The organism is Bacillus sp. PPSBB_2 (assembly GCF_045291115.1).
GTDB lineage: Bacteria > Bacillota > Bacilli > Bacillales > Bacillaceae_G > Bacillus_A > Bacillus_A cereus.
The window spans coordinates 4634435-4649052 of sequence record NZ_CP147983.1; the positions used below are offsets into that span (position 1 = coordinate 4634435).

Below are 14618 nucleotides of genomic sequence, written 5' to 3' on the forward strand. Positions count from 1 at the left end.
TCGATTTAACGACAAAGATTGACAATAACATTCCTCCTTGTCATACAAGGAAACTCCTACAACAGATTAGATATTTTTTACTAAAATGTTATTATAAACATATACCTTTAAAGGGAGATGGTTGCTATTTCATTAATAATCTTCAAAATAACTCTTGGCCTTCTCGTCCTAACTTTAGCTCTTTTCACCATTAACAGTCTAAAAAAGACATCCGCCTATAAATCAGATAAATATGATTATTGCTTACTAACCTTACTTACATTTGAACTAGTAGTGATGCAAATATTCATATTTCTTTAATACATATAAAAAAGCATATATCCAAAATGGATATATGCTTTTCTTTTATTCTTGCCCTACACGTTTCACTTCTACGTTTTTAATGCGTTCACGTACAACGTGACTTGCCATAATTAAGCCTGCCACAGATGGTACGAATGCATTTGATGAAGGCGGTAGTTTCGCCTTACGAATTTTTGCATTCTCGTCTGGTACAATTTCTTTACGTACTTCTTCACGAATTACGATTGGGTTTTCGTCAGAGAAGACAACTTTTACACCTTTTTTAATACCCTCTTTACGAAGCTTCGTACGAATGACTTTCGCAATTGGATCTGTATGTGTTTTAGAGATGTCCGCAATACGGAAACGAGTTGGGTCCATTTTATTTGCTGCACCCATACTTGAGATAATTTTAATTTTACGACGTAAACATTGTTTAATTAAATGAATTTTGAACGTAATCGTATCAGATGCATCCACTACGAAGTCTAAACCGTACTTAAAGAACTCTTCATATGTTTCATCTGTATAAAACATTTCTAGTCCAATTACTTCACACTCTGGGTTAATGTCCGCGATACGCTCTTTCATTAATTCTACTTTTGAACGTCCTACAGTAGATACTAAAGCGTGAATTTGACGGTTTACATTTGTAATATCTACAACGTCTTTATCAACTAATACGAGACGTCCTACGCCAGAACGCGCTAACGCTTCAGCTGCAAAAGAACCTACGCCGCCAATTCCTAAAATACCGACTGTACTATTTTTTAATATTTCAAGTCCTTCTTTACCAAAGGCTAATTCATTACGTGAAAATTGATGTAACATTCAGCTCTACACTCCTATTACAAAAATGGTCTACCATGTATTCTAGCGTTTTTCCGACTATTTGTATAGAAAAAGTTATAGAATTCCTAAAAATACATATTTCGAGAATGAAAACATAGACCAGAATTTTATTTCTTCCTAAATACACGTTTAAAAAGGAGGATTTAGAGAACCGAGCAGATTGAGGCGCTGAAGCCAGGAGGAGCGCAGTGTAGAAACACTACTCGAGCACCGGACTGGCGAAGCAACGATGGGATGCGACAGTTATCTAAACCGGACTTTTTAAACAACCTCTCAAAAAAAGTCTAGACGGTTATAGTATAACCATCTAGACCCTATTCTTACTTCTCTTCTTTCAAGCTTAATTTTAAGTTCAGTTCTTCAAGCTGCGCTTCTGCAACTGGGCTTGGAGCTTCTGTTAATAAGCAGCTTGCGCTTGCTGTTTTCGGGAATGCAATTGTATCACGAAGGTTCGTACGGCCTGCAAGTAACATAACAAGACGATCTAAACCTAATGCGATTCCGCCGTGTGGTGGTGTACCGTATTCGAATGCTTCTAATAAGAATCCGAATTGCTCTTGCGCTTCTTCTTGTGAGAATCCAAGTGCTTTGAACATTTTTTCTTGTACGTCACGCTCGTAAATACGAAGTGATCCACCACCAAGCTCATAACCGTTTAATACAAGGTCATATGCTTGTGCACGTGCTTTTTCTGGTGCTGTTTCTAGTAACTCAACGTCTTCACGGAATGGCATTGTGAATGGGTGGTGAGCTGCGAAGTAACGATCTGCATCTTCATCGTACTCAAGTAGTGGCCAATCAGTTACCCATAGGAAGTTAAATTTACTTTCATCAATTAACTCAAGCTCTTTACCTAGACGTAAACGAAGTGCGCCTAAGCTATCTGCAACAACGCTCTTCTTATCTGCTACGAATAGTAATAAGTCGCCAGCAGTAGCTTCTAATGTGCTCATTAACACATTTGCATCTTCTTCACCGAAGAATTTCGCAATCGGTCCTTTTAGTCCGTCTTCTTCAACTTTAAGCCAAGCTAGACCTTTTGCACCGTATACTTTCACGAATTCAGTTAATGCATCGATGTCTTTACGAGAATATTTACTTGCAGCACCTTTTGCATTAATTGCTTTTACTTGTCCGCCGCTTTCTACAGCACTTGTAAATACTTTAAAGCCACAACCTGCAGCAAACTCAGATAAGTCTGTTAGTTCCATTTCAAAGCGTGTATCTGGCTTATCAGAACCGTAGCGAGCCATTGCATCAGCATATTTCATACGAGGGAATGGTGCACTCACTTCTACACCTTTTGCATCCTTCATAACTTTCGTCATCATACGCTCCATCATATCTAAAATTTCATCTTGTGTTAAGAATGAAGCTTCGATATCGATTTGCGTGAATTCTGGTTGACGATCCGCACGTAAATCTTCATCACGGAAACAACGTGCTACTTGATAGTAACGCTCAAATCCGCCGACCATAAGAAGCTGTTTAAATAACTGTGGTGACTGTGGTAATGCATAGAATTCACCATCATGTACACGACTTGGCACTAAATAGTCACGAGCTCCTTCTGGCGTGCTTTTCGTTAAAATTGGTGTTTCTACTTCTAAGAACTCTTCTGTATCTAAGAAGTTACGAATTGTTTTTGTTACGTCGTGACGCATTTTGAATGTGTTGAACATTACAGGACGACGTAAGTCTAAATAACGATATTTTAAACGCACATCTTCTGATGCATCTGTATCATCAGCAATGATAATTGGCGTTGTTTTCGCTGCATTTAGTACATTTACTTTTGTTGCTTGTACTTCAATACGACCAGTTGCCATATTGTCATTAATTGCGCCTTCACCACGTTCAACAACTGTACCTTCTACGTGTAATACGTATTCGCTACGAATTGTTTCTGCTACTTCTAACGCTTCTTTTGATGTTTCTGGGTTAAATACAACTTGTACGATACCTGTACGGTCACGTAAATCGATAAAGATTAATCCACCTAAGTCACGACGTTTTTGTACCCAACCTTTTAATTGAACTGTTTGTCCAACAGCTTCTACTGTTACTTTTCCACATGCATGTGTTCTTTCAGCCACTGTAAGTTCCCCCTATATTAATTTCTCTGCTACGTATGAAGCAAATACATCTAACGCTACTTCTTCTTGTTCACCTGTTGCCATATCTTTTAAGTTAATGATGCCTTTATCTAGCTCATCTTCTCCTAATACAGCTACAAATTTCGCCTTTAGACGATCTGCTGATTTAAATTGTGCTTTCATTTTGCGATCTAAATAATCTTTTTCAACTGACAATCCAGCTTTACGAAGATCGAACGCAACTTTTGCAGCATGGTCTTTCGCTTTTTCGCCAAGCGCTACAACGTAACAATCAATGCTATGTTCAAGTGGTAATTCAATGTTTTCAGCTTTTAGCGCCATAATTAAACGTTCAATACTCATTGCAAAACCGATACCTGGCATTTCTGGTCCACCGATTTCTTGTACAAGTCCGTTATAACGGCCACCACCGCTTAATGTAGTGATCGCACCGAAACCTTCTGCCTCACTCATAATTTCAAAAACAGTGTGTTGATAGTAGTCTAAACCACGCACTAAGTTCGGATCTTTTTCAAATGGAACATCCATCATCGTTAATAGTTCTTGAACTTTGTCATAGTATACTGCTGAATCTTCGTTTAAGTATTCTGTAATAGATGGTGCTGTTCCCATTAATTCATGGTTACGGTCCTTCTTACAGTCTAAAATTCGAAGTGGGTTCTTTTCTAAGCGAGATTGACAGTCAGAACAGAATTCGCCGATACGTGGCTCAAAGTGTGCGATTAATGCATCACGGTGTGCTTGACGGCTCGCTGCGTCACCTAAACTGTTTAATACAACTTTAATATTTTTTAAGCCCATGCCGCGGTAAAATTCAACAGCAAGTGCAATTACTTCTGCATCAATTGCAGGGTCATTACTGCCGATTGCTTCGATACCGAATTGTACGAATTGACGATAGCGACCTGCTTGTGGTCTTTCATAACGGAACATTTGACCGATATAGTATAATTTCGTTGGTTGTGTCGCATCACCAAACATTTTATTTTCAACGTAAGAACGTACAACAGGTGCAGTACCTTCTGGACGTAATGTTAAGCTACGCTCTCCACGATCTTGGAATGAGTACATTTCTTTTTGTACGATATCTGTCGTATCACCAACACCGCGTAAAAATAGCTCAGTGTGTTCAAAGATTGGTGTACGAATTTCTTTATAATTGTAACGACGGCAAATTTCGCGTGCTTGCCCTTCGATATACTGCCATAACTCAACAGTGCCTGGAAGAATATCTTGCGTTCCGCGTGGGATTTGAATAGACATATTCAGTTCCTCCTCAAATTGTTTTAATCTTAATAAAAATAAAAAAACTCCCGCCTCTACTGTTTAAACAGTAGGGACGAGAGTATTATACCCGTGGTGCCACCCTAATTGAAGCACGTATGCTTCCACTTTTTTAATAACGCTTAAATATGCGTTCATCCCTACTAAGCATATATGCCGTTCAAGTTGAAACCTCTAGAGTGTCATTCAATCAGTCATCATGCAGAAATGTTTTCAGCCTAAGACATTCCTTCTCTTTCCATGTGTGTCTCATCTACTCTTCTCTATCAACGGTTATATTCATATGTAAATATAAAATTACTATACGTTTGTTAAGTAGGATTGTCAAGTGCTCTAAGAACGTTCAATCTGCTTCTTTAAACGCTTTACATCTTGAAGAGAAATCCCAAACTCCGAAGCAAGCTCCATTGAAGTATTGTTTTGCTCTTTTGAAATAAAATCATGAAAATTCACGTTAAACAGTTGATTTGCACCATTTGTAACAGAATGCCCTTTTTCATTCATACGCATACGTATATCCCTCACATTCAATATGGATGTTTTACTTTTTATTGTTCCATATTGATGAGAGAGTTATACATAACCGAAACTGCTATTGATTCCAAATAAATGAACAAAACATACAACAATGTATAAAAAAGAGAGGATTATATAACCCTCTCTTTTTTATGAACACTATTTACTTTCTACAATTAAGGTCACCGGACCATCATTGATTAAAGAAACGTCCATCATTGCTCCAAACTTCCCTGTTTCCACATGTAATCCTTGTTTACGAACTTCTTCATTAAAGAAATCGTATAAACGCTCTGCATAATCAGGTTTCGCAGCATCCATAAAGTTTGGACGTCTGCCCTTGCGGCAATCTCCGTATAATGTGAATTGCGAAATAGATAGAACTTGTCCTTCTACATCAAGTACAGAATGATTCATCTTTCCGCTCTCATCTTCAAAAATACGTAAGTTTGCAATTTTTTCCGCAATGTAAGTTGCATCTTTTTCTGTATCTTCGTGCGTAATGCCAACTAGTAATGTTAAACCGAACGGAATTTGTCCTACGATCTCACCGTCTACTGTGACAGACGCTTTCTTTGATCGTTGTAAAACAACTCTCATCTTTCTACACTCCCTATTAATGCATCATGCGTCGTACTGCATAAATTTCTGGAACGCGTTTAATGCGTTCTACTACTTTTTTCAAGTGTTGTAAGTTACGAATCGAGATTGACATATTAATTGTTGCCATCTTATTACGGTCACTTCTACCAGAAACAGCTGAAATGTACGTTTTCGTCTCTGTAACAGCTTGCAGTACTTCATTTAATAAACCGCGGCGATCGTAACCTGAAATTTCAATATCAACGTTATACTCAATTTCTTTTTCAGGGCTACCTTCCCACTCTACCTCTAATAATCGTTCTACAGCTTCTTCTGTATGAACATTTACACAATCACGGCGGTGAATTGATACACCTCGGCCTTTCGTAATATACCCAACGATATCATCGCCCGGAACTGGGTTACAGCATTTCGATAAACGGATTAATAAATTATCAGCACCGCTTACCTTTACACCAGAATCCCATTTTCGAATTTTCATCGGTTTACGGACTTCTTTAACTTCAACAATTTCTTCTTCTTCGCGTTGTTTGCGGAACTTGTCCGTTAGTCGCGTAACAATTTGCGAAGCTGTAATTCCGCTATATCCAACTGCTGCAAACATATCTTCTTCATTTGCAAAGTTAAATTTCTCAGCGACGCGTTTTAAGTTATCCGGCGCCAATACTTCTTTCATCTCATACTCTAGACCACGTACTTCCTTTTCAACAAGTTCACGGCCTTTTTCAATATTTTCGTCTCTACGTTGTTTCTTAAAGAATTGACGAATTTTATTTTTCGCATGAGATGTTTGAGCAAGTTTTACCCAATCCTGGCTTGGGCCATATGAATGTTTCGACGTTAAAATTTCAATGATGTCGCCTGTTTTTAATTTATAATCCAGCGTCACCATTTTCCCATTTACTTTTGCACCAATTGTTTTATTCCCAATTTCCGAATGGACACGATACGCGAAATCAATTGGAACAGATCCAAGTGGTAATTCCATTACATCGCCTTTCGGTGTAAAGACGAATACCATGTCAGAGAATAAATCAATTTTTAATGACTCCATAAATTCTTCTGCATTAGAAGCTTCATTTTGCCATTCTAATATTTGACGGAACCATGTGAGTTTCTTCTCTAATGTACCTGTTGTTTCTGCTGTTTTTCCTTCTTTGTATGCCCAGTGTGCCGCGATCCCAAATTCTGCAATTTCATGCATTTCTTTCGTACGAATTTGCACTTCAAGTGGATCACCTTTCGGTCCAATTACAGTCGTATGAAGAGATTGATATAGATTTGCTTTTGGCATTGCAATATAATCTTTAAAACGACCTGGCATCGGCTTCCAGCACGTATGAATAATTCCAAGCACCGCATAACAATCTTTAATACTATTTACAACGACACGTACAGCTAATAAATCGTAAATTTCATTGAACTGCTTATTTTGCAGTGCCATTTTACGATAAATACTGTAAATATGTTTCGGTCTTCCAGAAATCTCAGGTTGAATTGCAACTTCTTTTAATTTCTCACGAATACCAGTCATTACTTCGTCTAAATATTCTTCACGTTCTGCACGTTTACGCTTCATTAAATTTACAATACGATAATATTGTTGTGGATTTAAATAGCGAAGTGACGTATCCTCTAGCTCCCATTTAATAGTACTAATTCCGAGTCTATGTGCCAAAGGTGCAAAGATTTCTAACGTTTCATTCGCTATGCGACGCTGCTTCTCTTGAGGCAAATGTTTCAATGTACGCATGTTATGAAGACGATCAGCTAGTTTAATTAAAATAACTCGAATATCTTGAGCCATTGCAATAAACATTTTGCGATGGTTTTCTGCTTGTTGTTGTTCGTGAGATTTATATTTGATCTTCCCAAGCTTTGTAACGCCATCAACAAGCATAGCAATTTCTTTGTTAAATTCCCGTTCAATATCTTCTAACGTAATCTCTGTATCTTCCACTACATCATGTAAGAAACCTGCTGATACCGTAGCTGGATCCATGTGTAAATCAACTAAAATACCTGCAACTTGAATCGGATGAATAATATACGGTTCACCCGATTTTCTATATTGTTCGCTATGCGCATCACGTGCATATTCATAGGCACGTGCCACTAGCTCAATATCTTCATCCGCTAAATATTGACTTGCTTTCTCGAGTACCTGTTCAGCTGTTAGTACCTGCTCATTTGCCATCGAATCACCTTTTATTGAAAATTGACTTTATCTTTATTTAATAGAATAAATTATATTCTATCATTATAACCCAATGATTGTGAATTGTGAAAAGGAAAAGATTTTACTGACATTTCACCATAATTTTTTGTTCAATTATACAAAAGTACCCGCTCCTCTCCAAGAGATTCACGGGTACTTTTTATCACCGTAGTTTTACCTATATAGTGATTAGTATTTTTCTAATACTAATACATCGTAACCATCTAACATTTTACGACCATCTAAGTAAGTAAGTTCTACTAAGAATGCAATTCCTGCTACAACTCCGCCTAGCTCTTCAACTAACTTAATTGTCGCTTCGATTGTTCCACCTGTAGCTAATAGATCATCTGTAATTAATACGCGCTGACCTGGCTTAATTGCATCTTTATGGATTGTTAAAACATCTTTACCATATTCTTTACCGTAGTCAACTGTAATTACTTCACGTGGTAATTTTCCTAATTTACGAACTGGCGCAAATCCTACTTCTAACGCATAAGAAACTGGGCAACCGATAATGAAACCACGAGCTTCTGGTCCTACTACAACATCGATATCTCTTTCTTTTGCGTACTCAACGATTGCGTCTGTTGCTGCTTTGTATGCTTTACCGTCATTCATTAAAGGTGTAATGTCTTTAAACACAATACCTTCTTTCGGATAATCCGGTACAATTGCGATATGTTGCTTGAAATCCATATTTCTGAATCCTCCTCAGATCTAAAAGGTTTGTAAATACAAATCCTTTACCCTAACTGTTCTACTTCTTTATGATTACGAATCGTTTCAAACCATGTATATAGTTGCTGATATGTGCTATAAACCAATTCTTTTTCTAATTGTAAGTGGTTCATTTTCTCACGATATGTGTTCGATTCAATTAAATCACGCTTTTGTTTTTTGTCTGCCATAAAAATGACGCCATCTTTTATTGTAACAAATTCTAACTCAAAAAACACCTGTGTCATGAAATTTACTGTATCTTTTGACCAACCTTTATGACGACATAGTTGTTCTCCATATTGTCTTAAAGAAAATGGTGTTTTTTGGCTTAAGAAAGAATAGTACCATTTAAAGTGTTCTCTCGTCGGAACTGTACTAAATAAGTGGTTATTCTCTTGATAAAATAGCGTATAAATTCGTGCTGGGAATCCTACCTTAAATAGCTCACGTAATTCATCTGTTCCTTTTGGTAAATCAAGTAACACGATATATTGATCATCTAAATGCGTTACTTCTGAAGCATGCATGAGCTTTTCTTTATAGCTCTCTAAAGAAAATTTATTCAATACCTCTTCAGAAAAATACACCATTGTTATTTTTTCTTTCGGAAGTTCTGCTAAATTTGCTTCTGCATTACGCATACTACGCCAATCAAATAATTGCCACGCCTCTACAGCAATATCTTGTACCATTAATTGTGGCTTCTTAAAATTATTCCATTCATTGATGGATGCTTCTCCTATTACAGATACTTTTGCAACTGGAGAGATTTCTTTCGCATATGCACCAAAACCAAATCCAATTGTATCCAGTGTTGCTTGTCCATCACGAAGAGCCATTTTTAAATGAGAGCCATCTGATCCGATCGCGCGAATACTTTCTAACTCTGCATCTTTCACTGCAATACGTGGTTTCGGATTTCCAACACCAAACGGGGCTAGTTTTTGCATATCTTCAATTGCCGCTAGTGTTACATCCTCTACTTTACAAAAAACATCAACTGCTGTAATTGGAATAAAATCTTCTTCTGTTAAAATTGCATCTGCTTGTTCATTTAAGCGGCGACGTAATTCATCTACATCATTCATATGTAGCGTCATTCCCGCTGCCATCGGATGCCCTCCAAAGTGTGGCAATAACTCTCTACAATCTGATAAATTTGCAAACAAATCAAATCCTGCAATACTACGCGCTGAGCCTTTTGCTGTTTCTTTTATAGGATCAATGCATAATACAATAGTCGGACGATAAAAACGTTCAACTAATTTAGAAGCGACAATCCCAATTACACCCGGATTCCAACCTTCTTTTGCAAGTACTAACACTTTGTTTTCTTCTGGCGGAAAGTTATTTTCAACTTCAGCGATAGCCTCTTCTGTAATTTGCTTTACAATATCTTTTCGCAGTTTGTTCAGCTCATCAATTTCTTCGGCCAACTCTTTCGCTTCCTCAGGATCATCTGATAATAAAAGGTGTACAGCCGGCGTTGCATCTTCTAAACGCCCGACCGCATTAATACGCGGTGCAATTGAGAAGCCAATACTCTCTTCTGTAATTTCACTTTGCGAAACGTTAGCAACTTTAAACAATGCCTTTAAACCAATATTTTTCGTCATACGCATATGTTTTAAACCGCGTTTCACTAGCAACCTATTTTCACCATGAAGTGACACTAAATCAGCTACTGTACCGATTACTGCAATCTCTAATAAATGTTCTGGTACACGGCCTAATAGTGCATGCGCAACTTTAAACGCAACACCTACACCAGCTAAATAGTGAAACGGATATACACCGCCATCTAATTTCGGATGTATAATCGCAAGTGCTTCTGGCAATTCTGGCGGTGGCTCATGGTGATCTGTAATAATTAGATCTATTCCAAGCTCTTTCGCTACATTCGCTTCATGTACTGCTGCGATGCCAGTGTCGACAGTAATAATCAGTGAGAACCCTGCGCTATGCGCCCAACGAAACGCTTCTTCGTTCGGCCCATACCCTTCTGTAAAACGATTTGGAATATAAAATTCTACTTCTGCACCTAATTCTTGAAGAGCAAGATATAACACAGTTGTACTACTTACTCCGTCTGCATCGTAATCACCAAATATTAATATTTGTTCTCCATTTTGAATCGCCTTATTTACACGTTCTACCGTTCTATCCATTCCTTCTAATAAAAATGGATCATGAAATTCTTGATTTTCTGTATTTAAAAAATCTAAAATCTTATCTTCTGTATCTAGTCCTCTACCGAGGAATAATGAAACGACAAGTGGCGATAACTGTAATTTACTTGCTAATTCACTCACTCGTTCGTCATTATATTCTTTTTCTTTCCAACGCGTCTTCGGTTGTAACACGAAATCACCCCTTAACCTGTTCATTATACAAGACAGATTAAGGGGTGACAATATAATGCAAACTACGATGCAATATCTATATACTAAAATGTTAATGATGTTTAATTTGGAGAATACGGATTTATATGTACGAATACATTTTGTACATTATCTTGTTTCATAAGTATTTCTTTCACATGTTTTCCAATACGGTGTCCTTCTTCTACAGTAATGTATGGATCTACAGACACTTTAATATCGACAATAACATAATGACCATGCTCCCGTGCATATAAAGAACCAATTTTTTTCACACCATCTACTTGAAGGACTGCTTCTCTAAGCGGAATAACATCCTCCTCATGAAGAACATGGTCAAGCGTTGCATGAATTGCTTCCGCTCCAATGCTCCATGCCATTTTTACAACAAGAAGCGAAACAACTACTCCTGCAATCGGATCAGCATATACAAGCCAGTCTATACCAAGCTTACCACCGAGTATAGCTGCACAAATACCGATTAAAGCTGCAATTGAAGAAAATACATCCGAACGGTGCTCATATGCATTTGCAATAATTGCATCACTATTTACCCTTTTCCCTAATCGGAATTTATATTGAAACATTCCTTCTTTCACGACGATTGAAAGAACAACAGCAAAAATCGTAATTCCTTTCGGCGGTTCTAGTTCTTGCGAAAAAGCTTTTATAGATGAAATCGCGATTTCAAGTCCCACAATAAATAATAATACCGCAACAATAATCGCTGAAATCGATTCCGCTTTACCATGACCATACGGATGATCTTCATCAGGTGGCTGCTTTGCCGCTCGCAATCCAAAAAGTACAGCTAGCGAACCAATTACATCTGATGCAGAATGCACCGCATCTGCTAGCAGTGCTTTACTGTTCCCAATATAACCAATTACCGCCTTTACAATTGCTAATATAATATTACCAACGATCCCGACAATAGCACCAAACTCGGCCTGTTTAAAACGTTCATCTTTTTCCATAATTAAAATCCCTTCTTTTCTTAACCTATCTTTTTATTTTAACAAAAACAGCAATAACACCACCACTTTCTTCCATCTTCTTCCCATCAAAAAGTTGCTATCTTATTGTATCCACAAACGAAAAAAGAGATGCCTCATAATAAGGCATCATCTTTTCTATACTTGCGGTTCAGATTCTACTTTCTCAACCTTCTTCTTGTTTTTCCCCTTTTTCAAACGACGGTTTTCAAGCATTAACCAAATTTGAGAGGCAACGAAAACAGAAGAGTACGTACCTACTATTAATCCAACAAGTAACGCAAACGAGAAGTTACGTAGTGACTCACTACCGAAGATAAGCAGTGCAATTACTGGGAATAACACTGTTAATACGGTGTTAATCGAGCGACCAAGCGTTTGGCGAATACTTGCATTTACGATTTCTTCTAGATCTTTTATATCGCGCACTCGTTTTTTCTGTTTGTATAATTCACGGTTTCTATCAAATGTAACAATCGAGTCATTAATAGAATAACCGATGATTGTTAGTACTGCAGCGATAAACGTTAAGTCTACCTCTAATTGGAAAATACTAAACATAACAATCATAACGAATGCGTCATGTAATAATGCAAGTACTGCAGATAGCGCATACGTAAATCGGAAACGAATACTTACGTATAAAATGATAACCGCAGAAGCAATCAGTACAGCGATAAATGCATTTCGTGCAATTTCTTTACCGATTGTCGGTGAAACTGTACTTACGTTTGGATCTGTACCATATTTATCGTGGAAGAATGTTTTTGTTTTCGCAATTTCATCTTTTGATAAAACACCTAATGTACGAACTGCGAAACCTTTATTGTCATCTCCAGTCGGTACAATATTTTCTTCCTTCACATCAATGTTCAATTCTTTAAAATCTTTATGAACATCAGACACAGTAACGGCTTGTTTTGATTGCAAGTCGATACGTGTACCACTCGCAAAGTCAATACCAAGATTCAATTTGAAAATTGGTAAGATAATTGCACCCGCAATTACAACTACAATCGAGAAGATAAGGAATTTATGACCGATATTTACGAAATTAATACGATCAAATCTCGTTGGCGGATGTACTACACCTTTTGTTAATGGAATAATATCCTTTTGTTTCACACCAAAATATCCTGGTTTTTTATCAAAGTAACGGCTCTTTACAAGTAGACCTAGTAAGAAACGAGTACCGAATACGTTCGTAATAAAACCAACCAAAATACTTACGATTAAACTTGTTGCGAATCCTTTTACAGAGCTATTACCATAAACGAATAACACACCAGCAGCTGCAAGGGTCGTAACGTTCGCATCTAAAATTGTTGCTAATGAACGATGGTTACCAGCACGGAATGCCGACATCATGGACTTACCGATTTTCAGCTCTTCTTTCAGTCTCTCGTACGTAATAATATTCGCATCAACTGCTATACCTACTCCGAGCACTAACGCTGCAATACCTGGTAATGTCAGAACTGCATGCATCCAGTTAAAGACAAGTAATGTAACGAAAATGTATAAACCTAACATAATAACCGCTACAAGTCCTGGTAAACGGTAGAATACAAGCATAAATAAGGAAATAAGAGCGATACCAATCGCACTAGCGAAAATCGTTTGCTCTAACGCTTGCTGACCAAATTTCGCTCCAACAGATGTTGAATACATTTCTTTTAAATCAACAGGAAGTGCACCTGCATTTAATAAAGATGAAAGTTGTTTCGCACTTTCAACTGTAAAGTTTCCACCTACGATAGATACTTCAGCTTGGTTAAATACTTGACTTACTGTTGCCGCTGATAAGAACTTCGGATTCGGTTTTGCGGATTCTGCTTTATACGAATCTTTTCCTTCTTCAAAGTCAAGCCAAATTACCATTAAATTCGTTGGTGGTGGCATTTTTGAAATCTTTTCAGTTACTGCACGGAATTTTTCAGCGCTTTTTAGTGTAAGACCTACGCTCGCACGGCCTTGGTCATCAAATGTTTGTTTCGCTCCGCCGCCTTTTAAATCCGTTCCATCCATAAGAAGGTTATCATCCACATCACGGAATGTTAATTTCGCTTGTGTTGATAACATTTCACGTGCTTTTTGCTGGTCTTGTACACCAGCAAGCTGTACACGAATTCGATCTTGCCCTTCGATTTGAATGTTCGGCTCACTTACACCGAGAACATTGACACGATTTTCAAGAGCACCTACTGTACTTACAAGTACGTCTCGATCGATTTTATCACCTTTTTTGGCTGGTTTTACTTCATACAGAATTTCAAAACCACCGCGAAGGTCTAGTCCTAGACTAATTCCTTTTGCTATGTCTTTTCCTGCCGCACCAATTACTCCACCGATTAATAAGACGATGAGGAAAAAGGCGGCAATTCTTGTACCACGCTTTGCCATATGTACCCTCTTTCTGCTACTAACACTTTCAATAAATCTTTTACGATTCACTGCTATACGTGTGCATACGCCTAGTTAGTAGACTTCCTTTCTATAATTTTTGCTAGTTCATCACTAGCTGTATAGGTAAGCTTTTACACTACCTACACTTTCATCATTTATTTTCCTCTTCACTACCTCCTTTATATATAATCTTAGACATAATTATTTCCTCTTTATCAATACATATCATTATACTGCA

Annotated in this window: 10 protein-coding genes and 1 other annotated feature; all 10 genes read right to left on the bottom strand. The window is 37.5% G+C overall.

Annotated elements, in window-relative coordinates:
- Window positions 1–345 precede the first annotated feature (345 nt).
- On the bottom strand, window positions 346–1113 hold the full coding sequence (locus V6946_RS23400; RefSeq protein WP_000903179.1) for a ThiF family adenylyltransferase: 768 nt from the start codon (window positions 1111–1113) through the stop codon (window positions 346–348).
- A gap of 341 nt (window positions 1114–1454) precedes the next feature.
- Window positions 1455–3230 carry an aspartate--tRNA ligase gene (gene aspS / locus V6946_RS23405; protein WP_000840898.1) on the bottom strand — a complete coding sequence of 592 codons (1776 nt, stop codon included), beginning with the start codon at window positions 3228–3230 and terminating at the stop codon, window positions 1455–1457.
- A 12-nt stretch (window positions 3231–3242) separates the two neighbouring features.
- Window positions 3243–4514, bottom strand: a complete 1272-nt coding sequence (gene hisS, locus V6946_RS23410; protein ID WP_000027084.1) for a histidine--tRNA ligase — start codon at window positions 4512–4514, stop codon at window positions 3243–3245.
- Window positions 4515–4583: 69 nt separating this feature from the next.
- Window positions 4584–4814 (bottom strand) — a binding site (T-box leader).
- A 54-nt stretch (window positions 4815–4868) separates the two neighbouring features.
- Complete coding sequence (locus tag V6946_RS23415; protein WP_001242605.1) at window positions 4869–5045, bottom strand: hypothetical protein; 177 nt, start codon at window positions 5043–5045, stop codon at window positions 4869–4871.
- A gap of 165 nt (window positions 5046–5210) precedes the next feature.
- The gene (locus V6946_RS23420) at window positions 5211–5651 is read right to left on the bottom strand and encodes a D-tyrosyl-tRNA(Tyr) deacylase (RefSeq protein WP_001266965.1); all 441 of its coding nucleotides are present in this window, start codon (window positions 5649–5651) and stop codon (window positions 5211–5213) included.
- A gap of 16 nt (window positions 5652–5667) precedes the next feature.
- Window positions 5668–7851 carry a GTP diphosphokinase gene (relA, locus tag V6946_RS23425; protein ID WP_001262795.1) on the bottom strand — a complete coding sequence of 728 codons (2184 nt, stop codon included), beginning with the start codon at window positions 7849–7851 and terminating at the stop codon, window positions 5668–5670.
- Window positions 7852–8061: 210 nt separating this feature from the next.
- Complete coding sequence (locus V6946_RS23430; protein ID WP_000346215.1) at window positions 8062–8574, bottom strand: adenine phosphoribosyltransferase; 513 nt, start codon at window positions 8572–8574, stop codon at window positions 8062–8064.
- A gap of 47 nt (window positions 8575–8621) precedes the next feature.
- The gene (gene recJ, locus V6946_RS23435) at window positions 8622–10961 is read right to left on the bottom strand and encodes a single-stranded-DNA-specific exonuclease RecJ (RefSeq protein ID WP_006926735.1); all 2340 of its coding nucleotides are present in this window, start codon (window positions 10959–10961) and stop codon (window positions 8622–8624) included.
- A 101-nt stretch (window positions 10962–11062) separates the two neighbouring features.
- On the bottom strand, window positions 11063–11956 hold the full coding sequence (locus tag V6946_RS23440) for a cation diffusion facilitator family transporter (protein ID WP_006926734.1): 894 nt from the start codon (window positions 11954–11956) through the stop codon (window positions 11063–11065).
- Between the two features lie 156 nt (window positions 11957–12112).
- Complete coding sequence (gene secDF, locus V6946_RS23445) at window positions 12113–14377, bottom strand: protein translocase subunit SecDF (protein WP_366981376.1); 2265 nt, start codon at window positions 14375–14377, stop codon at window positions 12113–12115.
- Window positions 14378–14618 lie beyond the last annotated feature (241 nt).